The 22,939-nt window shown below is 54.2% G+C and carries 16 protein-coding genes and 1 pseudogene; 6 read left to right on the top strand and 11 right to left on the bottom strand.

Annotated features, from left to right (window positions below; all coding sequences use genetic code 11):
• Positions 1 to 43 precede the first annotated feature (43 nt).
• From add to malX, 3 genes are all read right to left on the bottom strand, one after another.
• Positions 44 to 1,045 (bottom strand): adenosine deaminase, encoded by a 1,002-nt coding sequence (gene add, locus NUX24_RS06680; RefSeq protein ID WP_257830419.1) that lies wholly within the window; start codon positions 1,043 to 1,045, stop codon positions 44 to 46.
• 96 nt (positions 1,046 to 1,141) lie between these two features.
• Positions 1,142 to 2,314 carry a MalY/PatB family protein gene (locus tag NUX24_RS06675; RefSeq protein WP_126328363.1) on the bottom strand — a complete coding sequence of 391 codons (1,173 nt, stop codon included), beginning with the start codon at positions 2,312 to 2,314 and terminating at the stop codon, positions 1,142 to 1,144.
• A 48-nt stretch (positions 2,315 to 2,362) separates the two neighbouring features.
• On the bottom strand, positions 2,363 to 3,955 hold the full coding sequence (malX, locus tag NUX24_RS06670; RefSeq protein WP_029740306.1) for a maltose/glucose-specific PTS transporter subunit IIBC: 1,593 nt from the start codon (positions 3,953 to 3,955) through the stop codon (positions 2,363 to 2,365).
• A 177-nt stretch (positions 3,956 to 4,132) separates the two neighbouring features.
• On the opposite strand from malX, the gene NUX24_RS06665 reads away from it, so the two are divergent.
• A complete protein-coding gene (locus NUX24_RS06665) occupies positions 4,133 to 5,161 on the top strand; it encodes a Mal regulon transcriptional regulator MalI (protein WP_023311457.1) in 1,029 nt (342 codons plus the stop codon).
• A gap of 125 nt (positions 5,162 to 5,286) precedes the next feature.
• On the opposite strand, the gene NUX24_RS06660 is transcribed toward NUX24_RS06665, so the two are convergent.
• Both NUX24_RS06660 and manA read right to left on the bottom strand, forming a co-directional pair.
• The gene (locus NUX24_RS06660) at positions 5,287 to 6,819 is read right to left on the bottom strand and encodes a YdgA family protein (protein WP_257830415.1); all 1,533 of its coding nucleotides are present in this window, start codon (positions 6,817 to 6,819) and stop codon (positions 5,287 to 5,289) included.
• Positions 6,820 to 6,918: 99 nt separating this feature from the next.
• A complete protein-coding gene (gene manA, locus NUX24_RS06655) occupies positions 6,919 to 8,094 on the bottom strand; it encodes a mannose-6-phosphate isomerase (RefSeq protein ID WP_257830413.1) in 1,176 nt (391 codons plus the stop codon).
• 199 nt (positions 8,095 to 8,293) lie between these two features.
• Between manA and fumA the strand changes: the two genes are divergently transcribed.
• Positions 8,294 to 9,940, top strand: a complete 1,647-nt coding sequence (fumA, locus tag NUX24_RS06650) for a class I fumarate hydratase FumA (RefSeq protein WP_257830411.1) — start codon at positions 8,294 to 8,296, stop codon at positions 9,938 to 9,940.
• Positions 9,941 to 10,079: 139 nt separating this feature from the next.
• Positions 10,080 to 11,474: a class II fumarate hydratase gene (gene fumC, locus NUX24_RS06645; RefSeq protein WP_257830407.1), complete on the top strand. Its 1,395-nt coding sequence runs from the start codon at positions 10,080 to 10,082 to the stop codon at positions 11,472 to 11,474.
• Here fumC and tus read toward each other — a convergent pair whose 3' ends face one another.
• The 3 genes from tus to NUX24_RS06630 all read right to left on the bottom strand — a co-directional run bounded on the left by tus (position 11,475) and on the right by NUX24_RS06630 (position 15,434).
• Positions 11,475 to 12,404, bottom strand: a complete 930-nt coding sequence (tus, locus tag NUX24_RS06640; protein WP_257830402.1) for a DNA replication terminus site-binding protein — start codon at positions 12,402 to 12,404, stop codon at positions 11,475 to 11,477.
• A gap of 73 nt (positions 12,405 to 12,477) precedes the next feature.
• Entirely contained in the window at positions 12,478 to 13,776 is a 1,299-nt protein-coding gene (gene rstB / locus NUX24_RS06635; protein WP_033145344.1) for a two-component system sensor histidine kinase RstB, read from the bottom strand.
• Between the two features lie 65 nt (positions 13,777 to 13,841).
• Positions 13,842 to 15,434, bottom strand: coding sequence for a sensor domain-containing diguanylate cyclase (locus tag NUX24_RS06630; protein ID WP_257830511.1), 1,593 nt, complete (start codon positions 15,432 to 15,434; stop codon positions 13,842 to 13,844).
• A 423-nt stretch (positions 15,435 to 15,857) separates the two neighbouring features.
• Here NUX24_RS06630 and NUX24_RS06625 point away from each other — a divergent pair, with 423 nt between their 5' ends.
• Positions 15,858 to 16,841: an MDR family oxidoreductase gene (locus NUX24_RS06625; protein ID WP_257830391.1), complete on the top strand. Its 984-nt coding sequence runs from the start codon at positions 15,858 to 15,860 to the stop codon at positions 16,839 to 16,841.
• Between the two features lie 48 nt (positions 16,842 to 16,889).
• On the opposite strand, the gene NUX24_RS06620 is transcribed toward NUX24_RS06625, so the two are convergent.
• The 3 genes from NUX24_RS06620 to NUX24_RS06610 all read right to left on the bottom strand — a co-directional run bounded on the left by NUX24_RS06620 (position 16,890) and on the right by NUX24_RS06610 (position 20,724).
• Entirely contained in the window at positions 16,890 to 17,546 is a 657-nt protein-coding gene (locus NUX24_RS06620) for a TetR/AcrR family transcriptional regulator (protein ID WP_257830386.1), read from the bottom strand.
• 223 nt (positions 17,547 to 17,769) lie between these two features.
• Positions 17,770 to 19,233 carry a DUF1254 domain-containing protein gene (locus NUX24_RS06615; protein ID WP_257830384.1) on the bottom strand — a complete coding sequence of 488 codons (1,464 nt, stop codon included), beginning with the start codon at positions 19,231 to 19,233 and terminating at the stop codon, positions 17,770 to 17,772.
• 12 nt (positions 19,234 to 19,245) lie between these two features.
• The gene (locus NUX24_RS06610) at positions 19,246 to 20,724 is read right to left on the bottom strand and encodes a DUF1254 domain-containing protein (protein ID WP_257830381.1); all 1,479 of its coding nucleotides are present in this window, start codon (positions 20,722 to 20,724) and stop codon (positions 19,246 to 19,248) included.
• Positions 20,725 to 20,987: 263 nt separating this feature from the next.
• Here NUX24_RS06610 and NUX24_RS06605 point away from each other — a divergent pair, with 263 nt between their 5' ends.
• Both NUX24_RS06605 and NUX24_RS06600 read left to right on the top strand, forming a co-directional pair.
• Positions 20,988 to 22,601 (top strand): mechanosensitive ion channel family protein, encoded by a 1,614-nt coding sequence (locus NUX24_RS06605; RefSeq protein ID WP_257830508.1) that lies wholly within the window; start codon positions 20,988 to 20,990, stop codon positions 22,599 to 22,601.
• Positions 22,602 to 22,651: 50 nt separating this feature from the next.
• A pseudogene (locus NUX24_RS06600) lies at positions 22,652 to 22,909 on the top strand (fatty acid transporter); the annotation flags it as partial.
• Positions 22,910 to 22,939 lie beyond the last annotated feature (30 nt).

Here is a 22,939-nt window from a genome sequence, read left to right as displayed (position 1 = left end):
CTGTTGTAGGCCGGGTAAGGCGTAGCCGTCACCCGGCAAATGCTCAACCGTGAGCCACTTTATCTTTAAGCGCCTGCTTCTCTTCAGGCGTCAGGAAGGCGATCTCCAGCCCGTTGATCTGCGCCTGACGGATCTGCTCGCGGCTCAGACCCGCCTGCGGTGCGGCGATGTTGTATTCGTGGATGATATCCACGCCCTGTACTGCCGGGTCGTCGGTGTTCAGTGAGGCCAGCACGCCGTGCTCGAGGAACGTTTTCAGCGGATGATGCGCCAGCGTTGCGACGGTGCTGGTCTGAATGTTAGACGTCAGGCACGACTCAATCCCGATACGCTGCTCCGCCAGGAAATCCATCAGGGCGCGATCTTCTACGGCCTTCACGCCGTGACCGATACGCTCGGCGCCCAGCTCGCGGATGGCCTGCCAGATGCTTTCCGGGCCAGCCGCTTCACCCGCATGCACGGTAATGTGCCAGCCGGCATCGCGCGCGCGGTTGAAGTGGGAGAGGAACAGACTGCCCGGGAAGCCCAGCTCGTCACCGGCCAGATCGACGGCGGTAATGGCATCGCGATGGGCCAGCAGCGCTTCCAGCTCCTGCAGGCAGGCGGCTTCGCCGAACGTACGGCTCATAATGCCAATCAGACGGGCCTGAACGTCGAAGGTTTTACATCCTTCGCGCACGCCTTCAATCACGGCTTCCACCACGCCTGCAACGGGCAGGGCGTGGGTCATCGCCATATAGCCCGGCGAGAAGCGCAGCTCGACGTAATGCAGGCCGTTACGGGCCGCATCTTCAATGTTTTCAAACGCCACGCGGCGACAGGCATCAAGCGAGGCCAGCATCTTCACGCCCCAGTCGAGTTTGCTCAGGAAGCTGACCAGGTCCGGTTCATTTGAGGTTACCTGTACGTGAGGGATCAGCGACTCAAGCGTCTGAGCAGGAAGCGTTAAATTGAACTGGCGGCCAAGATCGAGGATGGTTTGGGCACGAATGTTACCGTCAAGGTGACGATGAATATCAGTTAAAGGCAGGCGTGTATCAATCATGGTCGCACTCTTTTCTGGTTAAAGTGCGCCATATTATAAAAACAAAACGGGGTAAAAAGCTATTTGCGCAAGGGAATATTCCGTTGCGCAAACTGATTAGAGGAGGGTGTTAATCCCGGCAATCAGGCGTTGCACCCCTTGTTCAAGCTTGCTGCGCGGACACCCGGCGTTCAGGCGAACAAAGCCGTTTCCCTCTTTGCCGTAGGTATATCCCGGCATGATGGCGACTTTTTGCTGCTCGATCAGCACTTTTTGCAGCGCCCGATCGTCAATGTTCAGCGGGCGCAGGTCAATCCAGGCCAGGTAGGTCGCTTCGGGCGGCTGCCAGTTCAGCTTCGGAAACGCGCGGTTTACTTCCTGCGCGATAAAGGACAGATTTTCTTCGAGATAGTGTCGCAGGGCATCCAGCCAGGGCGCTCCCTGCTGATAGGCGGCGATATGCGCCGTCAGCGCCAGCACGGAAGGAGAAGAGAGGCCGTCCCGGCCTTTTAGCGCGCTGAGATAACCGTTACGGCTCGCTTCATCGCCGATCAGGCCGTAAGCGCCCGTCAGCGCCGGAATATTAAAGCTTTTCGAGCCGGAACTGAGAAGCGCCCATTTGCCGCGCGCCACCGCGCTCCACGGCGTGTGACGATGCTCTCCCCACACCATATCCATATGAATTTCATCGCTGATAACCGCCACGTTATAGCGTGCGCACAGTTCAGCCATCTGCGTCAGCTCGTCCCGCTTCCAGACCTTGCCGGTTGGGTTTTGCGGGCTGCAAAGAAGTAAAATTTTATTTTCCGGTTTCGCCAGGGCCGCTTCCAGCGCCGCCATATTTCCCTGCCAGCCTGCGGCGTGCTTTTCCATCTCCACGGGCACCACATGACGCGCATTCCCTTCAATAGCTTTGTAAAACGCGTCGTATGCCGGGGTGTGAACCACCACGCCGTCGCCGGGGTTTGACCAGAGACGAATCAGCTCTGACACCATGTAGATAACGGAAGGACCATAAACGACGGTTTCCGTATCAATCTGGCTGTTAAAGCGCTGCTGGAACCAGTGCGCGACGGCGGCGAGAAACTCATCGTTCTTCCAGCGGCTGTAGCCCAGCACGCCGTGATTGATGCGCTGATGCAGCGCGTCGGTAATGCAGGGCGCGGTGGCGAAATCCATATCCGAGATGGTGAAGGGCAGCAGGTCGGCCGCGCCAAAGCGGTCGGCGACGTAGTCCCACTGCGTACACCAGGTGCCGTGTCGATCCACGACGGTAGAAAAATCAAACATGACGTGAGTCCTTAAAGTAAAACCCCCTCATGAGAGGGGGCTGAGGCATCAGGCTTCAACTGTTCGCATCAGGGTTGCCAGCTCATCCTTCACCGACTGGACCTGCGGGCCGATAACCACCTGCAAATTGTGCTGATTTAACTGTACCACGCCGATGGCCCGGTTGGCTTTCAGGGCGTTGGTATCCACTTTTGACATATCCGCCACCGACAGACGCAGGCGGGTGATGCAGTTATCCAGCGAGGTAATGTTATCCGCGCCGCCCAGCGCCGCCAGAATGGCCGGTGTGTTGTAGCCGGATTTGCCCACGGTCCCGGCAACCGCCTGTTCAACGCTGCTCGCCGTATCGGTATCGCGGCCCGGCGTTTTCAGGTTAAAGCGGGTGATGGCGAAGCGGAAGATGCCGTAGTACACCGCAAACCAGATAGCCGCCACGACCGGCACCAGGTACCACTTGGTGGACAGGCCGTGCAGGATCCCGAACACCACGAAGTCGATCACGTTGCCGTCGGTGTTGCCGATGGTCACGCCCAGCACCGCCATCACGGTAAAGCCCAGACCGGTCAGCACGGCGTGGATGAGGTACAGCACCGGTGCGACGAACAGGAACAGGAATTCGATTGGCTCGGTGGTACCGCCCACGACGCAGGCGATCACGCCGGAAATCAGCAGGCCTTTAATTTTATGACGGTTTTCCGGGCGCGCGCAGTGGTACATCGCCAGCGCGGCACCCGGCAGGCCGCCGAGGAAGGCCGGCATTTTACCCTGAGACAGGAAGCGGGTGGCGCTTTCGGAGAAGCCGTGGGTGGTCGGACAGCTCAGCTGCGCCTGGAAGATGGTCAGCGCGCCGCTCACGTCGTGACCGCACACCTCCATGGTACCGCCCGCTTCGGTGAAGCGAATCAGGGCCACCAGGATATGCTGCAGGCCAAACGGCAGCAGCAGACGCTCGCCGGTGCCGAAGATCATCGGACCAAAATCTCCCGCGCCGTTGATGATGCGGCCAATACCGTTGATGCCCATCGCAAAGACCGGCCAGATCAGCGGAATGATTAAACCGAACAGACCCATCACGACCAGGGTAACAATCGGCACAAAGCGAGTACCGCCGAAGAACGCCAGGGCATCCGGCAGGCGGATATTGTGGAAGCGCTCGTGCAGCATCCAGATAATCACACCCGCGATCACCGCCCCGAGGATCCCGGTATCAATAGACTGGATGCCGATCACGCTCTGAATGTTGTTGGCCTTCAGCACGGCAGCGTCGGTGGTCGGCAAAATGCCTTTCGCGGTCAGCCAGAAGTTAACCGCCAGGTTCATCACCGCGTAGCCCACAAATCCGGCAAACGCCGCGACGCCTTTGTTCTCGCGCGCCAGGCCCAGCGGGATAGCGATACAGAACATGACGGGCAGGAAGCTAAACGCAAAGGAGCCGACTTTACTCATCCAGATGAAGATCGCCTGCAGCACCGGGGTACCGAGGAACGGGATCAGCGTGATGACGTCTTTACTGCTCAGCGAGCTGCCGATCCCGAGCATGATCCCGCAGAACGAGAGGAGTGCCACGGGCAGCATAAAGGTTTTACCCAGTTGCTGGAAAAACTCCCACAGCGATATTTTTTGTGCTGCTTTCGCCGTCATAAAACGACTCCTTTATTGTTAAAATCAGTTTGCCTGCTTCAATGCTGCGAAAAGATAAAACGTTTTATCAAAGTTTAGTGCGCGCTAAATCACATTCTCAGGCTTTGACTGGTAGTATAAAGATAACGTATTGATAAAACGTTTTACCGATCTCATTTCAGGGAGTCACGCCAACACATGGCTGTAGCGAAAAAAATCACCATCAACGATGTCGCGCTGGCGGCGGGCGTTTCCGTCAGCACCGTTTCTCTGGTGCTGAGCGGAAAAGGGCGCATCTCTCCTGCGACCGGTCAGCGGGTTAACGAGGCGGTTGAGCAGCTGGGCTTTGTGCGTAACCGTCAGGCGTCGGCCCTGCGCGGCGGGCAGAGCGGGGTGATTGGCCTGATTGTCCGCGACCTGACGTCACCTTTCTATGCGGAGCTGACCGCCGGGTTAACCGAAGCGCTTGAAGCGCAGGGGCGGATGGTCTTTCTTCTGCACGGCGGTCGCGAGGCCGATCAGCTTCTCTCCCGGCTCGATATGCTGCTGAACCAGGGTGTTGACGGGGTGATCGTCGCCGGCGCGTCGGGCGTGGGCAGCGAGCTGTGCGAGCGCGCCGCTGAAAAGGGCGTGCCGCTGGTGTTTGCTTCGCGCGCCAGCTACCTGGACGAGGCCGATACGCTGCGCCCGGATAACATGCAGGCCGCGCAAATGCTGACCGAGCATCTAATTCGTCGCGGGCATCAGCGCATCGCCTGGCTGGGCGGGAAAAGCTCGTCCCTGACGCGCGCCGAGCGGGTCGGCGGCTACTGCGCGACGCTGATTAAATACGGCCTGCCGTTCCACAGCGAATGGGTCGTAGAGTGTGAATCCAGCCAGAAGAAAGCGGCGGAAGCGATAGGCGCGCTGCTGCGCAGCAGCCCGACGATCAGCGCCGTGATTTGTTACAACGACGTGATTGCCATGGGCGCCTGGTTTGGCCTGATCCGCGCCGGACGTCAGAGCGGCGAGGGCGGGGTGGAAACCTTCTTCGGCCACCAGGTGGCGCTCGGGGCGTTCGCCGACGTCGGTGAAAACGCGCTCGACGATCTGCCGATCGTCTGGGCTACCACCCCCGCGCGGGAGATGGGCTACACGCTGGCTGACAGGATCATGCAGCGCATCGACAATACGGACGTTCAGGCCGGACACCAGATTGTGGCGGCGCGGCTGGTGACGGTGAAATAATCTCCGCTGCGCAATGCCCGGCGGCGCTTCGCTTGCACGGGCCTACAGCGGCTCGGGATCACAGGCCGGGTAAGCGCCAGCGCCACCCGGCAATAAAAAACCCCTCATGCGAGGGGTTTTGCCGTTTACTGCTGCGGTGCCGCGGGAGCGGCTGGCGCTGCGGGTTCAGCCGGTTCCGGCATCCCCAGCGTCGGCATACCAAACATGCCGACGAAGTCTTCCAGCGGCATCTTGTCGCCGTTGAGCGTGACCTGGCCGTTGGCGTACTGCAGGCTGGTGGAGATCGTGTTGTTTTCCACTTTGGTGATGCGGAACATCTGGCCCATGGCCGCCAGACCTTTCACCTGCTGGTTCGCCAGCTTGCCGGCGTCTTCATCGCCGTAGCCTTCCAGCTTCGCAATCTGGGTCATAAACTCGGTCGCCATATCCATCGGGATGGTCAGCTTGCTGTCGAGCGACTTCACGCTGCGATCCACTTCCTGCGCCAGCGTCTGCGGTTCACCCGTTGCGGTTGCCGGATCTTTCAGGAACAGCGACAGGTTGAAGCTGGTTTCGCCTTTGCTGTTTTTCCAGCTCAGAGGCGCAACGGTGACCACCGGCTCGCCTTTCAGCAGGATCGGCAGGTTGTTGAACAGCACCGCCATCGCCTGCTGCTGGTACACTTCAGGGTTCTGCTGAAGTGCGGCATCGGTCAGCAGCGACTGGCTCTCTTTGCTGTATTTCTGGCTAAACTCGTGCCACGCCTGGCCGTCGATATTGCCGATCTTCAGCGACAGTTTGCCGGTGCCCAGATCCTGATTCTGCACCTTCAGGCTCTTCAGCGTGTAATCCAGCTGGGTGTTGATGCTCTTACCGTCTTTGGAAACGTCGGATTTGCCGTTGATGTCCATGCCTTCCAGCACGGCCATCTCTTTGCCTTCAACCGCAATGGCAACCTTGTCCAGAGACAGTTTTTGATCGCCGATACGCTCCTGGAAATCGGTCATTCGGCTGTTGCCGTCGGCCTTCAGGTTGTTGAAGGTGAGCTGAACCTTTTGGTTATATTCGTTCACGGCATTGACCAGGCCGCTTTCCGCTTCACCCGTCAGGGAGAACACGTTTCCGTCGCGGTCAGCGTCAAGTTTGAAGTGACCGCCGCTGAAGGCGACTTTCTCATTCTCTTTCTCGTAGTTCAGCGCTTTCAGAGCGATATCTGAACTTGTGTCACCGGCATAGCTGATGCGGGTATTAATGTCGAAAGGCGATTCATTCTTTGCCAGGTCAAACAGCGGTTTGGTGACGTCGTTATTCACCAGCACGGTATGAACGGACGCCATCGACGGGATCAGGTTAAAGGACTTCAGCTGCGCCAGCGGCAGCGGACCGTGGCTCACTACCTCGTCCAGCACCACGCTCTGGCCCGGTTTCAGCCAGCCATTTTCAGCACCGGCAACCGGCTTCACTACCAGCTGCATACGGCTGGTAAAGACGCCGCGATGATAGTTCTGGTAGCTCAGCTCAAGGCCCGCCTCCGGCGCGCTGCGCTTAATCTCTCCGTTAGCCTGCGCCACCATCTCAGCCAGACGGCCTTCCAGCTGTTTCCCGGTAAACCAGGAAGCACCCGTCCAGACCACGCCTAACGCTACAATCACTCCAACCGCTACGACCGATTTTTTCATTGCGACTATCCCTAAAATGAAACCAGGCGGTAAGAACCGCCCGGAGATATTAAGCCTGCAACTAGCTTAGCAAGAGTTGTTAAAAAATTCAGTAAGTGGTTAAAGCTTATTGAAAACGCGCGCCAGGCGACCGGTGCCGCTTACGCTGACCGGAGACTCACTGGCTGCAACGAATGCTGATTCACCGGGCTTAAGCACCAGACGCTGTTCGCCTTTGTGCAGCGTCGCTTCGCCTTCCACGCAGAACAGGATCGCCGCGCTCTCCTGCGCGATGGCGGTTTCGGCCTGGCTCAGGTCGTGCAGGGAGAAGGCAAAATCCTCAACCGGAATCGGGAAGTCCAACTCTGCGCCGTTTTTCACCGGCTGAGTCAGCAGTTCCGCGGCAGGTTTCGCCACGAACTTCACGTTGGCAACCAGCTCAGGAATATCGATGTATTTCGGCGTCAGGCCCGCGCGAAGCACGTTATCGGAGTTGGCCATCACCTCCAGCGCCACGCCCTGAAGGTAGGCGTGCGGGGTTTCAGCGAACAGGAACATCGCTTCGCCCGGGTTCAGCTTCACCACGTTCAGCAGCAGAGGGGAGAACAGGCCGCTGTCGTCCGGGTAGAATTTGGAGATCAGGCGGATAGTCTCCCAGGGTTCACCCTGCTGGCTGCCCAGAGCCGCTTTCAGCACCGCCAGCGCGTGAGATTTCTCTTCATCCTGCATATTCAGCAGGCTGGCAAACAGCTGGCTGAGCGCGTCTGCGTTCGGGTTTTCAAGGAAATGCGCGATAGCTTTATGGGCCCCCGCGACCGGTTGCAGCAGAGAAACGATCTCTGAAAATTCGCGGAACGCGTTCATCGCCAGGAACGGGGTCAGCGCAAAGACCAGCTCCGGCTTGTGGTTAGGATCTTTGTAGTTACGCTCGGCGGCGTCTAACGGAATACCCGCCGCGTTCTCTTTCGCAAAGCCGATTTCAGACGCTTTCTTGTTCGGATGAACCTGGATGGAGAGCGGCTGGTCGGCGCACAGCACCTTGAACAGGAACGGCAGTTCGCCGAAGCGCTGAGCCACCTTATCGCCCAGCAGCGCGGTTGTATCGGCATCGATCACGTCACGCAGGCTGCGGACCTGGCCGCTGGCGTCTTCAATTTTTGAGCTGCTCTTCGGGTGCGCCCCCATCCACAGTTCTGCCATCGGCAGGTTGTTCGGGTTCGCGATACCGTAGAGATCCGTTAACGCAGTTTTACTTCCCCAGGCGTAGTTTTGCACTGAGTTAATGAGTTTTTGCATTATCAAGCCCTGATTCAATTATGGAATTAACTCCGGGTATTAAAGCAATAAACCTCATGGAAGTAACCTGTGGATGTAAAAAGTCGTACTAGTCTCAGTTTTTGTTAAAAAATTGTGTAGGATAAGCTGACTCGCTTTTAAGCCGGGCAGCGGAACATCTGCCCTGAATAAACAGACCGAAGCAGTAAGTGAGAGACCAATGTCGAATAAACCCTTCCATTATCAGGATCCTTTCCCCCTCAGTAAGGATCGGACCGAGTATTACCTGTTAACCCGCGATCACGTCTCCGTCTCTGAGTTTGAAGGACAAGAGATCCTCAAGGTGGATCCGCAGGCGCTGACGCTGCTGGCGCAGCACGCTTTCCACGACGCCTCGTTTATGCTCCGCCCAGCGCACCAGCAGCAGGTTGCCGATATCCTGAGCGACCCGCAGGCCAGTGAGAACGATAAATACGTAGCCCTGCAGTTCCTGCGTAACTCAGACATCGCGGCGAAAGGTGTTCTGCCAACCTGTCAGGATACCGGCACGGCGATCATCGTCGGTAAAAAAGGCCAGCGCGTCTGGACCGGCGGCGGTGACGAAGCGGCCCTGGCGCACGGCGTCTACAACACCTACACCGAAGATAACCTGCGCTACTCGCAAAACGCGGCGCTGGATATGTACAAAGAGGTCAACACTGGCACTAACCTGCCTGCACAGATCGATCTCTACAGCGTCGACGGTGACGAGTACAAATTCCTCTGTATCGCCAAAGGCGGCGGTTCAGCCAACAAAACCTATCTTTACCAGGAAACCAAGGCGCTGCTCACCCCGGGCAAGCTGAAGAACTACCTGGTTGAGAAGATGCGCACCCTCGGCACCGCGGCGTGCCCGCCGTACCATATCGCGTTTGTGATTGGCGGTACGTCGGCGGAAAGCACGCTGAAAACCGTCAAGCTGGCCTCAACCAAATACTACGACGGCCTGCCTACCGAAGGTAACGAGCACGGACAGGCGTTCCGCGACGTGCAGCTTGAGCAGGAACTGCTGGAAGAAGCTCGCAATCTGGGCCTCGGCGCGCAGTTTGGCGGCAAATACTTTGCCCACGACGTGCGCGTGATCCGTCTGCCGCGTCACGGTGCCTCCTGTCCGGTCGGGATGGGCGTGTCCTGCTCTGCGGATCGCAACATCAAGGCGAAGATCAACCGCGAAGGCGTGTGGATCGAAAAACTGGAAAACAACCCGGGCAAATACATTCCGGAAGCGCTGCGCAAAGCGGGTGAGGGTGAAGCGGTTCGCGTCGACCTGAACCGTCCGATGAAAGAGATTCTGGCGCAGCTTTCTCAGTATCCGGTCTCGACCCGTCTCTCCCTGAACGGCACGATCATCGTGGGCCGCGACATTGCGCACGCGAAGCTGAAAGAGCGTCTGGACAACGGCGAAGGGCTGCCGCAGTACATCAGAGATCACCCGATCTACTACGCAGGCCCGGCGAAAACGCCTGAAGGCTATGCATCCGGCTCGTTAGGCCCAACCACCGCAGGGCGTATGGACTCGTACGTTGACCAGCTGCAGGCCAACGGCGGCAGCATGATCATGCTGGCGAAAGGCAACCGCAGCCAGCAGGTCACGGATGCCTGCCACAAGCACGGCGGCTTCTACCTCGGCAGCATCGGCGGCCCGGCAGCGGTGCTGGCGCAGGGCAGCATTAAGAGCCTGGAGTGCGTGGAATACCCGGAACTGGGTATGGAAGCGATCTGGAAAATTGAAGTGGAAGACTTCCCGGCGTTTATCCTCGTGGATGACAAAGGCAACGACTTCTTCAAGCAGATCCAGTCGTCCCAGTGTTCGGCGTGCGTGAAGTAGTGCAGTAAATAGTCGGGTGGCGCAGTCGCCACCCGACACATTAAAGAGCGCACAAAGCGCCATAACGTTTCTCAGAAGTCATCAATACTTATCCCTTAAGCATGTGAGCAATCCCTCTTTTGTTATCAAGGAGAAAGTAATGACCACGGTACGCCATGAGAAAGACTCGATGGGCGCCATCGACGTCCCGGCCGACAAGCTTTGGGGCGCGCAAACCCAGCGTTCGCTGGAGCATTTCCGTATCTCGACTGAAAAAATGCCCGTCTCGCTGATTCAGGCGCTGGCGCTCACCAAACGCGCCGCCGCGAAAGTAAACCAGGATTTAGGCCTGCTGGCGGCAGACAAAGCCACCGCCATCATCAACGCCGCCGACGAAGTGCTGGCGGGCAAGCATCCCGACGAATTCCCCCTCGCCATCTGGCAGACCGGTTCCGGCACCCAAAGCAACATGAACATGAACGAAGTGCTGGCGAACCGGGCAAGCGAACTGCTGGGCGGCGTGCGCGGCATGGAGCGTAAGGTTCATCCGAACGATGACGTCAATAAAAGCCAGAGTTCCAACGACGTCTTCCCGACGGCGATGCACGTGGCGGCGGTGATTGCTATCCGCGACCAGCTTATCCCGCAGCTTAACGTCCTGAAATCCACGCTCAACGAGAAAGCGCAGGCCTTCCGCGACATCGTCAAAATTGGCCGTACGCACCTGCAGGACGCCACGCCGCTGACGCTCGGCCAGGAGATTTCCGGCTGGGTGGCGATGCTGGAACATAACCTGAAGCATATTGAGTACAGCCTGCCGCACCTGGCGGAGCTGGCGCTCGGCGGGACGGCGGTCGGGACCGGGTTAAATACCCATCCTGAATACGCGGTGCGCGTGGCGGAGGAATTGGCAAACATCACCGGGCAGCCGTTCGTCACGGCGCCCAACAAGTTCGAAGCGCTGGCGACCTGCGATGCACTGGTCCACACCCACGGCGCGCTGAAAGGGCTGGCGGCCTCGCTGATGAAAATCGCCAACGATGTGCGCTGGCTGGCCTCGGGTCCGCGATGCGGCATCGGTGAAATCAGCATTCCGGAAAACGAGCCGGGCAGCTCCATCATGCCGGGTAAAGTCAACCCGACCCAGTGCGAAGCCATGACCATGCTCTGCTGTCAGGTGATGGGCAACGACGTGGCCGTCAACCTGGGCGGTGCGTCCGGCAACTTCGAGCTGAATGTTTATCGTCCGATGGTGATCCACAACGTTCTGCAATCGATTCGTCTGCTGGCGGATGGCATGGAGAGCTTTAACGAGCACTGCGCGGTAGGGATTGAGCCGAATCGCGAGCGTATCAGCCAGCTGCTCAATGAATCCCTGATGCTGGTGACGGCGCTGAATACCCATATCGGCTACGACAAAGCCGCCGAGATCGCTAAAAAAGCGCACAAAGAGGGGCTGACGCTGAAAGCCTCAGCCCTGGCGCTGGGCTATCTGACGGAGGCGGAGTTCGACGCCTGGGTGCGCCCGGAAGCGATGGTCGGCAGCCTGAAATAGTCATCCCGCCACGTACAGGTGCAGCCGCGGAATAATCAGCTGTAGCGGCTGCGCCTGAGGTCTGTAACGGTGTTGGACATTGTCCGCATCGTAATTCAAAAGCTCACCAATATCCGGCACGATGGCCCCCTGGTCGGCATCATAGAGCGCAATCAGCGGCGTAGGGCAGGCATACTGAACCTGTTTTTGCTGGCCGGAATACCAGACGCGGGCGATAGGCTGAACTTTCACCGGGCGCTTAATTTTGAGGCGCGCGTCCGCCGGGAGCGAGGCGATGCTGTGGTACTCCTGCTCCAGGCGCTCAATCCACTGCTCGCGCGACCACGGCGCGACGGTGCGCGGCGTCTTCAGGCTTTTTTCCAGCTGCGCCAGAATCTCATCCCGGGTGAAGTTTTTAATAATGTGCTTATTCGCCCAGCCGAAGCGCAGCGTGGCGGGGTGACGCAGTACCGTCAGCGTGCGATAGGCGTTCAGGGTAATCAGTCCCGGAAGCTGACGGTGCACCCATTCAAACCGGGCTGCAGGGGCGAGGCCGGACTCTTCGGTGATGATCTTTTCAAAGGCCGCTTTCAGGGTGTTGATATGGGTAATCTGGCTTTCCAGCGCGTCGCGCATTGTCGCATCAGTTTGCAGGCAGATCACGCCGGGCAGACGCACGGCGGCCTTACTGCTGCGGTTTTCTGACTGCTGCTGGATAAACAGGCGACGATAGTGCTTCAGCGCCAGCTCAAGGGCGGCGCTGCCGATGTGCTGTTCAACCGCGATGGTGTCCAGCGGGTCGTGCTCGGCCCCTTTGGCCACCTCGGGCAGGGTAAAGACGCGCGCGGCCAGCAGACGGCAGGTCTGCAAACGTTCGGTCAGGGTCAGGAGCTCGTGTTCTATTTCCCGAAACGTGCTGTTCAGCCGTTCGAGGAGATCGTAGGTCGCCATAAACACTCTCGTTAGTTACAACATACTTATCATATAGCACAGCACGCCGGGTCAGGCCAGCGTGCGGTTGAGGTCAGGCAGGGACGGGAAGGGCGATGTTATGGTACACCGGCCAGCTAAAGCAGAAGCGCGCGCCGCCTAGCTCGCTCTCTTCGCAATGCACCGTGCCGCCCATCGCCTGCGCGATAGAGTAGACAATTGCCAGCCCCAGACCACATCCTCCGGTGGCGCGATCGCGGCTCGGGTCAAGGCGGACAAACGGTTCAAACACGGTTTCTCGCGCTTCCGGAGCAATACCCGGACCGTCATCCTCCACCGTCAGGCTGGCCTGATTGCCCTGCAAATCCAGCCCAATCTGTAGCGTGCTTTCGCTGTAGCGCATGGCGTTGTTCATCAGATTGTCCAGCACGCGCTCCATCAGGCGCATATCGAGCGCGCCGTAATCACCCGGCGTGACCCGCGTTAACAGCGTGCGCTGAGGGTTCACGCTCTGAACGTCATCGATGTGGGTTTGCAGCCAGGCGGGCAGGTCCGGCGTGCTGAGGTTCAGCTCGTTTTGCGGACGATCGAGGCGCGCGTAGGTCAGCAGCTCCTCAATCAGCGCCTCAAGCTGGCCGATATCGCGGTTAAGGGCCTGCGACTCCGCTTCAGTCAGATTTTCGCTCATCTCCAGACGATAGCGCAGGCGAACCAGCGGCGTGCGCAGCTCGTGTGCAATCCCGTCGATCAGCTGCTTTTTACTGGCGATCAGGGCATTGATGTTATCGGCCATCTGGTTAAAGGCCACGCCCAGACGTTCAAAACTGGAACCGCTGTCGAAGTGAATGCGTTCGGTAAAGTGCCCCTCGCCAAAACGTTGCGCGGCGGATTCCAGCTTCAGCATGTCCTGCCAGTGCGGGCGCATCCAGATAAAGACCGGAAACGCGAGCGAAATGGCGATAAAGGCCATCAGCGCCATGTCCAGCAGGCGCATCTGGTGCAGATAATAGAGATAGGGCACCGGCCCGACGGCCAGCACGTAATGGCTGCGCGGAATACGCTGGATAAAAGTGTATTTCTCATCCAGCGCGACGATATCCCCGTCGCGCAGACGCTGCATGGCGGGCGGATCCAGCTCAAAATCTTTTAACGGCTCGATGCGTAAATCGAACGACAGATTCAGGTCCAGCTCTTTCAGGGTTTTCGCCCAGTCGTGCGGCGGGATCTCTCTCAGCTCGCTGCGCATCAGATAGAGCGAGCTTTTCATCAGGTCGTCCAGAGACTGTCTGCCCGCACGTTCGGCGGTAAATTTATAAACCAGCCCGACCAGCATGGTCATGACCAGGAAGCAGACAAAAAGCAAAAGATAAAACTGCACGAACAGCTTTTTCATTAAATATCACCGGGAAATCAAGTAATTAAATACTATTCTTTGGCGTTGTCTTTAGTCAATGTTGCCTAATCATCATTACCAGGTTTATCGTAAATATGGGTGCCATCAGGGTCACTGTAGAACACCAGATTACGTCCTGCCATTTTAGCGGCATACATAGCTAAATCAGCACAATGAAGGGCTCTTTTAATGTCACCACCACACTGTGATAACTCGGCAACTCCTGCGGATAGTGTGATTTTTATAGAGCCCGGGAAGGTTGTATTCTCTACGAGTCCTCTGATACGTTCTGCCGCAGTCGAGGCTTCCTCCAGAGTCACATTAGGCAGAAAAATGATAAACTCTTCACCACCGAATCTACAGAGGATGTCATCTTGACTTGTTAACAGTCGGAGCATTTTACTCAGATTCACCAGGACTGAATCGCCACCCTCATGACCATAGCGATCGTTGATTCTTTTAAAGTGATCGATATCAATGGCAATCACCGCATGTTCATCCGTTAGTTCATGCCTTTTAATTCGGGAATAGAAACCTTTTCTGTTATATAGTCCTGTCAATTGATCGGTCATCGCCTCATCACTCAAGAGACTCACCTGTTTGGTCATCATTATTAAATGTTGACTGAAAGCTTCCCTGATTTGTTCGGCTTCTTGATAACCAGTATTAAGGCGAGCAAGATTCATCAGCGCTTTTTCACTGTCATTAGTTCGTGTATAACTGGCCAGTTTTTCAAGGGGGCGGGATATTACACCGGAAAAGAAAATTACAGTTCCGGTCGTCAGTATAAGGATGAAAAGAGTAAACCAGAATGCATTTATAATGGTTTCCAGTAGAATGCGGGACACATTATCCGAAGTTCCTGAGATGAAGACTTTCCATTCGGCTTTCTGCATGCTTGCGTAGCCAATTAGATTTTGTTTTCCTTTTTGACTCTCTGTGAAATAACCATTATCTTCCTGGTTCAAACGAACCTGGGATAAAGGTTCAAAGTCAATAACTTTACCAATCAATTTAGGATCTTTGTTAAAAATAACGAGGCCGTCTTTAGTGACTATACTTACATCGGCTTGATTTCCATAAAAGTGTTGGCCGAGAAGATCGCTAAGCATACTCTTTTTTTTCAAATAAATGGTACCACCCAGATAACCGAGGTATTTTCCATCAGTTGAAATAATCGGTTGTGAAAGAAAAACAACATAGTTACCTGCTGCTGAAATAAATGGCTGGGATATAAATGCTTTTTGGGTAGTGATGGCTTGACGACTGGCCTCTGATTGCAGTTTTACGCCAAGTAATTTCAGGCTTTCTGGAGAGGTTGCGGCAACTACTGCATTGGCTGTCACTATGACAACAGAATTGAAAAAACCAGACTGAAGACGCAGACGATCGGCTTCTCCCTGTAACCGGGCTCGGTCATGAAGATCTTTAATCAATCCAGCACTATAAGAAAGCTCCTGCTGAGCGGTGCTCAAATATTGATCGGTCGTATCGGCCAGTTTTCGTGCATAGGCCACATTGCTCTTAAGCAGACTTTCTTCAATATTTGCATTTTGGAAGACAGTCAAAGCGCTCAACAACAATAAAGAGGTCAGTAATATCCCTCCTACAGAGAGAATCAACATCAAAGTCCTGAAACGAAATTGTTTTTTTCGCATGAAAGTCAGCACATCAGAGGAGGAGGTAACAGTGTAAACAAGTTCATCCTTTTCACAAACTATCATCGGGCTGAAAGGAGTATTCAACAGCACAAATCAACCTTTATGGCCGCGCAAGCATACCTGGCCAGGATTCAACCTCATCATTCACAAGGGCTGAGGTAAGGCTCATTTTGTACAAGTTATGCAATCTCCAGGTGGCAGCAACTCTGTCTGATTCAATGTGACCCTTTTACTCATGTAACCAGGTCGTGCACTTCTTGATTTGTATCAATCCCGTGCTCTGTTTCTTTCTGAAAAACATAAAAATAATTGATTTTTACTGAAGCTTAGGGGTAGTGTCGCTGATTATTAGACGATCGGTCAATATTATTCCAGACTCCTGAAAATGAGTCATCATTCAACCAGAAAGACGAGGTAAAAGTGTTTAAATCGCTAGTCATCAACCGCACCGAAGATCGATACACTGCTCAGATTGCTGAAATCGCCGAGAGTGAACTCCCTGAAGGAGATGTTACGGTCGACATTGATCACTCTTCAATCAATTACAAAGATGCCCTGGCCATTACCGGACGCGGCCCCATCGTCCGTCATTTCCCGATGGTTCCAGGCATCGATTTTGCCGGTACCGTGTCTGACAGCGCACATCCTGATTTTCGAATCGGTGATAAAGTCCTGCTGACTGGCTGGGGGGTAGGGGAAAAGCACTGGGGCGGACTGTCAGAAAAAGCGCGAGTGAAAGGCGAGTGGCTGACGCCGCTTCCGGCAGGCGCAAATAGCAAACACGTCATGGCTATCGGAACAGCTGGGTTTACTGCGATGCTGTGTGTCGACGCGCTGCTCAATCATGGTGTTAAGCCTGAAGATGGATCCGTACTTGTTACCGGTGCCAGCGGAGGTGTTGGTAGTATAGCGGCCATGATCCTTTCGTCTATGGGCTACCATGTGACCGCCTCTACCGGTCGGCCGGAAGAATCCTCGTGGCTATATAAAACTGTCGGGGTGAACGACATCATTAACCGTGCTGAGCTTTCAAGCCCGGGTAAACCGTTACAAAAAGAACGCTGGGCTGCTGCCATTGATACAGTCGGCAGCCACACGCTCTGCAATGCCTGTGCAGGGGTACGCTATGGCAGTATTGTTGCAGCCTGTGGCATGGCTCAGGGTATGGAGTTGATGGGCAATGTGGCTCCGTTTATTCTGCGTGGTGTTACGCTGAAAGGGATTGACAGCGTCATGTTCGCGAAAGAGAAAAGAGCGGCGATCTGGCAGCAGGCGTTAAAGCATTTACCAGAGTCCAGACTGGATAGCCTGACGACTGTATATCCGCTGAGTGAGGCCATCACTGTAGCCGAAAAACTTCTGAATGGCGGAATTCGCGGCCGTGCGGTAATTAAATGTAGCTAATAGATACGGGACTGCAGATCGAACGAGGGGCCGCTACCGGCTCCTCTTTTACTGTACTTCAGTTGCTTCCTGCAACGACTGGTAACGGACAGATGTTTTGAAATAGTTCCAGAAATCGTACACAGGTTGGGTAGAACTATAAAGTTTGGCACGCATAACGGCACCCTCCCAGCCACTCCAGAAAATTGCTGCCAGTTGTTTGTCGTTCATATCCGAGCAAATTTCGCCTGAAGTTAGTGCATCGGACAGACAGGAAGCAACGAGTTCTTGCCAGCTCTCAAGTACATCCTGTAGCTGCTTGATAAAGGACTGTGGCAGTCCCGGACTTTCCTGCATCATATTTCCAACAAGGCAGCCTCGGGTAAAATTGTACTTTTTAATCCCATCGCAGGCATCGTGGATAAAATTTTCCAGACGTAACATTGGTGCGCATAAAGGTTCATGAAGGTGTTTTTTAAGTTTATGCTCGAAGAAACTGTCATAGGCATGGAGGACGGCCTGCGCATACTCCTCTTTGCTCTTGAAGTAATAATAAAATGAGCCTTTAGGAACACCGGCATTTTTGACAATGGCATCGACTCCCGTTGAAAGAAATCCATTCTGCGTAAGTAATTCAAGTCCGCTGCGGATCAGATCATTACGGGTATCTGCATAGGTGCTTTCTGTTTTTCGTGGCCTTCCCCGTCCGCGAGTTTCGCTGGTCATGACTCATCTCCTGCATGTTTGAACAGCAAAGAATAAGTGATTTTACGCGAGAGCTACAATCAGTTTATCCTCTGCGTTTTGAAGGTGGAGCACCTCCGCCAACCGAGAGCCATAATTCCTGCCTCCTTCAGGGGAAGTTCCTAAAAACCTGCCTTAAGGCTGGCAGGTTAAATATGGTAATCGACATGGCACCTCATTCAAGACAAGGTGCCAGCAGAATGGCTCATTTCACTGTTTCAATTTTCGGTGGTTGCCATGTGCCATCCAGAATCGGCTGCTCTCCCCAATAAGCTCGGATATAGAGTGACAGGTTACCGTCTGGTGCCGGAAGCCAGTTATTCACTTTATCGTCTGTTGGGCGTGTTTTGCTGACGTACAGTGTCAGCGAGCCGTCATCGTTGTACTTCAAGTTTTTATTTTTCGTCCCCAGCGAGTAACGGTTCAGTTCATTTGGGCTAAACAGATGTTTGCTGTTGTAAAGCGTTAATGACCAGAAACCTTTTACAGGAGGAAGTTCGCCTTTGGCGAAAGTTACGGTGTAGTCATGGTCGCCAGATAACTGTCCTCCGGCGGCATCATTGTCGGTGTAGAAATACTGGGTTTCGTTCGGTTTGTTATCGAACATGTTCGATTTCGATGTTCCGGTACGGTTGTAGTAATCCACGCCGAACTCGGCGTTATTTTTAGAGCGGTTCCAGCCGTTGCCCGCCGGGACCCCGTTATTTTTCCATTTAAAGAAATCTGCAATAACCGTTTTATCCGTTTCGATCGCTGCTTCATCCATCCATTTGCGAACGTCAGGATTTTTCTTCCCGGCTTCAACCAGGTGGCGGTACTGAGCGTACATTGCCTCTTCACCAGGCAACGGTGGCACTTTATCCAGCACGTTAGCGAACTGGTCGAAGAATTTCTCAGGCACCACCCATCGCGTCTCGCCCGCACTGGCATCAGGTTTATCACCAATTGCCGGGATTTTTGAGTACTCAAAGGATTTCATTTTTCCGTCAAACTGGCTTAACGGGTATGTCATGATTTCTTTAATCGGAGCCTGAATCGCTTTTCGATCTTCCGGTGTATCGTCCATCTGAACGCGTGGAATGACGTTGGCCATCTCTGTAGACGAACGAATGACCCCTTCAATACCCTTCGGTGTTTCGCCTTTCCAGTTCGGCCCGACTAATAAATAAAATCCTGACTTCGTGCCGTAAGGCTTACCGACATTACCAATCTGGTTGGTGCGGGCATCATAGATAGCGTAAACCCAGAAACGCTCGCCAAAATCAGGTACCTGGATGACGATGGGCTCTTTATCTAACTCGAAGAAACCCAGACCATATGCGACATCCTGGTTGGGGCAGGTAACGAAGGTTTCTTCAGGCTTAATGTAGTCTGTCAGCATGCTGAGTTGACCCATTGGCGCGACGGGGACCATTCCACCATTAAGTGCGGGATAAGGCGCTTTGGTGATGGTTTCCCGACGGTTGAACTGGTTCACCATTGGCCAGCCCCATATGTAGGCCTGCTGTGCAATTGCCTTAACATAACTTTCAGGCATCGTTACATCAGCAGACGGTTGAGTTAGCTGATCAAACTTGGTTGGATGCGGGATGGTCAACGGTGCACTTTGTGCATATACGCCTGCGCTGAGTGTCAGCGCAACAAAGAGGGGGAGGTAACGTTTATTCATGTTTTCTCTCAATTATTTGTTGGTCTGAACCAGGTCGTCAGGTACCCAGGTCTGATCGTAGAAACCGTCTTCTGTACCATATAGGCGAAGGGCAACGAGGAAATTACGGTCAGGAACCGTTTTAATAAACGCACTGTCCTCTACGCCGTCAGGTTTGTTTGGGCCAAACCAGAGATCGATTGAGCCGTCATTGTTTTTCGGGATGTTGTAGTAACCGTTAGTGGAAGGGAGTAACTGATCGGTTTCAGGCATGGTGCCATCGGTGATGTTGTAGGCCGTTACCGCCCAGAACAGCGCAGCTGGTGGATTTGGTGGCAGATGCAGCTTGTAGGTGTTGCTGCCGTTCAGGAATTTACCGGTGTTGTCTTTAGTCGCGAAGGGATATTTCGATCCTGCTCCCGTGGTATGCATTACCATTGCGGCCGCGCTGGAATAGGCTATCTGGAAAAAGGCTGCACGTTGGTTAGCATCAAGCGTGCCGTATTGCATCCATTCTGCGGTTGCACCCGCCCATGAGGTTTCCCACTGCCTGTCTTTGTAGTAAAGCTGCCGCTGGTCATCGCGTCCAACCTGTCGGCGAGCCAGAATCATGCGAGGTGCTGTGACGACCGCTTTGTTGAGCATTTCCTGCTGCTTCGCTGTCGGCGAGAAAGGTTTCCCTTTAATCATCCCGATACTTAACAATGCGCTTCGCGTCTCCTCCGGAATCGCCGTCAAAGGCTCGTAATCCACGAAGGTTTTGAGTTTCTGCCAGTAGCTGGCGTCGGTGGGATACATCATGTTGACGCGCTTGCCGCTGGCATCCGGGAACTGCATCTGCTTGACCTCTTTTTCGATATCCCAGAGCGGATAAATACGCGTGGTTTCGGCATTTTTTACTGCCGGAACCGGGTCAGGCTTACCGTCACCTTTTCCCATGATGGTTCTAAAGAAGAGGAATACGTTATAGGTCGATGATTTAAAGGCGTAGTAACCCTGCGGAACGGGGCCATCATAATCAGGCGGTAATAGTAAATACAAACCACCCCGAGCCCGGTCCGGACCGATAGCACCCACATCGGTGATGGTTTTCTGGAAGAAATCGGTGAACATGCCGATGACGTTTGCCGGCGCTTTAATCACCAGCGGACCCGTTTCTTTCAGATCCAGGTAACTCATGGAATAAATGACATCTCCGTTTGGCGTCGGCACTACCGCGCGGCTATCCATGCGCTCTTTCCAGATTGGCAGGACATTATATCCTTTGCCAAATGCGGCCTCAGAACCGTCACGCAAACCGATAGTGTTCAAAAGGGGGAGTGTTTGAATGTAAGCCTGAATAGCATCCTGATAGTAGAGCTCGTCACTAAGAGTCTGCGCCTCATCTTGTGCCAGCCAGTTGCCGTTGTTGAGCTGTTTCATCAAAGGCGACAAAGGCGCATCGGCCGCGAATACCGGCTGAGATAACGCCAGTGCCAGTAATACAGCAGATGTTATTACGTGAACTTTCATGACACATTCCTGAATTGATAAGCAGAAAAACCCGTTGAAAATGTCGAATGCCATTTAAGGATAGTTAACGTTGCAAATTTGTAATCTTTATATTTATTTATTAATAAATTTGCGAAATGAAATTATTCTTCTTTCTGAATGAAAGAAGTGGTGCTGACAGGAATATTGCAGATCTGAACCGCTGGTCTATGCTCAGAAAATCGCGCGTCTGCCGCTCGGGTGGCAGAGTAAAAATGATAATTACACGCTACTCGGTGCCGGATATGAATAAGAGAGTGCTTGCTTTTTTAACATGTGCCATATCCCTCTTAGCGTTTAGTACCTTTGCTGCTGAACCCCGACAGGAACCGACGGAGCAGGAGAAAGCACGCACGCTCTATATCTTCCATACCCCCATCGTCATGCTTCAGGCTAAGTTCGGCCTGACAACGCCAGAAGAACGCGTTTTACGCATCCGCAATACGCTGCGTAATTTTACTCAGGCAGATGTCCGCGAACCGATAAAAATTGTCGCCGTCACACGTTATAACCAGCAGGGCAAACTTTTCGTGATGAATGGCAAGCCGCTAATGTTGTTGACGCAGGCGGATCTTGATGAAGGTGACGACCTGACTCTGGATCAAGCCGCTCAACGCGTGCTGGCGCGAATGGAGGCGCAACGTAAAGCGCTTCACGATCAATATGACACCGGATGGCTTGTGCTTTCCACAGTGAAAACGGCGGTGGGGCTGGCGGCCTTTGTATTGCTTGCTTGGGGCGCCTGGCGTTCCTGGCGTAGGGTGAAGCGATATTGTCGCCGTCTGATCGCTGAGAATCGAGGATGGATCCCCAAAAACTGGCGACGTTATCTCGGCCCTGTAGAAGCCCGCTTGTATGCATTGCTAATGATATTGCTGGGCATAGTAGCTTTCTATGTATGGCTTAGCTGGGCGTTTAGTCTATTTCCCTGGACCCGGGTTTGGTCCACATCGCTTGGCGACTGGTCTCTGCGCGTCATTCGTCAGATTTTCCTATCCATCGTCTCAGCTTTACCTGGTTTGCTGATCGTTCTCATTATTTTCATAATCACGGCCATCATACTTAAATTGTTGAAGATGGTACTTAAGCAGGTAGAAGCGGAGCGTTTACATTTTCCGGGGCTGCATCCGGAAACCGTCGGAGCGACCAGAAAACTGCTCTCTGTTGTTGTGTGGTTATTTGCTCTTTCTGCAGCCTACCCGTTTTTTCCCGGCGCCAATTCGCTGGCTTTTAAAGGCATAAGCGTCTTCTTTGGCTTAATGCTGACGCTGGGTTCAGCTGGAGTAATGAATCACGCCATGAGTGGCCTTGTGCTCATTTACTCGCGCGCGCTGCGAAAAGGAGACGTCATCAGGGTCGCAGATAATGAAGGAAAGGTGAGCGAAATTGGCATGCTCGCAACGAAGATTATCACTCGAGAGAACTATGTGGTTACCGTACCTAATGCCGTCGTTGTGAGCGGCAAGATTACGAACCTCAGCGCCCAAAACAATGATGGCAGCGTCAATTTGACCGCTAGCGTCACCATCGGTTACGACACCCCCTGGCGGCAGGTGCATGCCATGCTTGAACTTGCCGCTACGCGGACAAATTGCGTGGATCATACAACCGCGCCGCAGGTACGTCAGTTGGCGCTTATGGATTGGTATGTAGCCTATGAGCTTCAGGTCAGGTTGATGCCTGAGCAATCTCTGGCTATCGCGCGCAACGAGCTCTTTAGCAACATTCAGGATGTCTTCAACGAATTCAGCGTGCAGATAATGTCGCCTAACTTTGTTATGCAGCCTGAAGGAAGCGTTGTGGTAGCCAAAGATAACTGGTATCCCGCCCCTGCAGTGGCACCAGAACAGGACAGATAATATCAACAATTAAAATCAGGCAGACGGCATATGAAAAAAACGACGTTGTTATCTCTGGTGGCGTTTCTTTCTCCAGCGACACAGTCTGCAAAACTCAGAACGATGTGGCCCTTTCCTTACCAACCGGTGATGAATGGCGCTTTGCAACAGGCGCGCAGTATCAAATTACGCCGCAAAGTAATATTGGTTTTGCAGTATCATACCTAAATATGCAGTCTTCTCGGGTCCAGTCACCGGAGCAATTCAAAGGTAGCTATGATAATCCTTATCTTTGGTTTGCCAGCTTGAACTACAGTTATCAATTTTAAATGCTCGGCAATACAAGATTTGATTAGGTC

The sequence above is a fragment of the Enterobacter sp. HG048 genome (genome assembly GCF_024702055.1).
GTDB classification, from domain to species: domain Bacteria; phylum Pseudomonadota; class Gammaproteobacteria; order Enterobacterales; family Enterobacteriaceae; genus Enterobacter; species Enterobacter dykesii.
The sequence above is the reverse complement of the archived record's forward strand: the minus strand, read 5'-3'. Positions and strand labels throughout refer to the sequence as shown.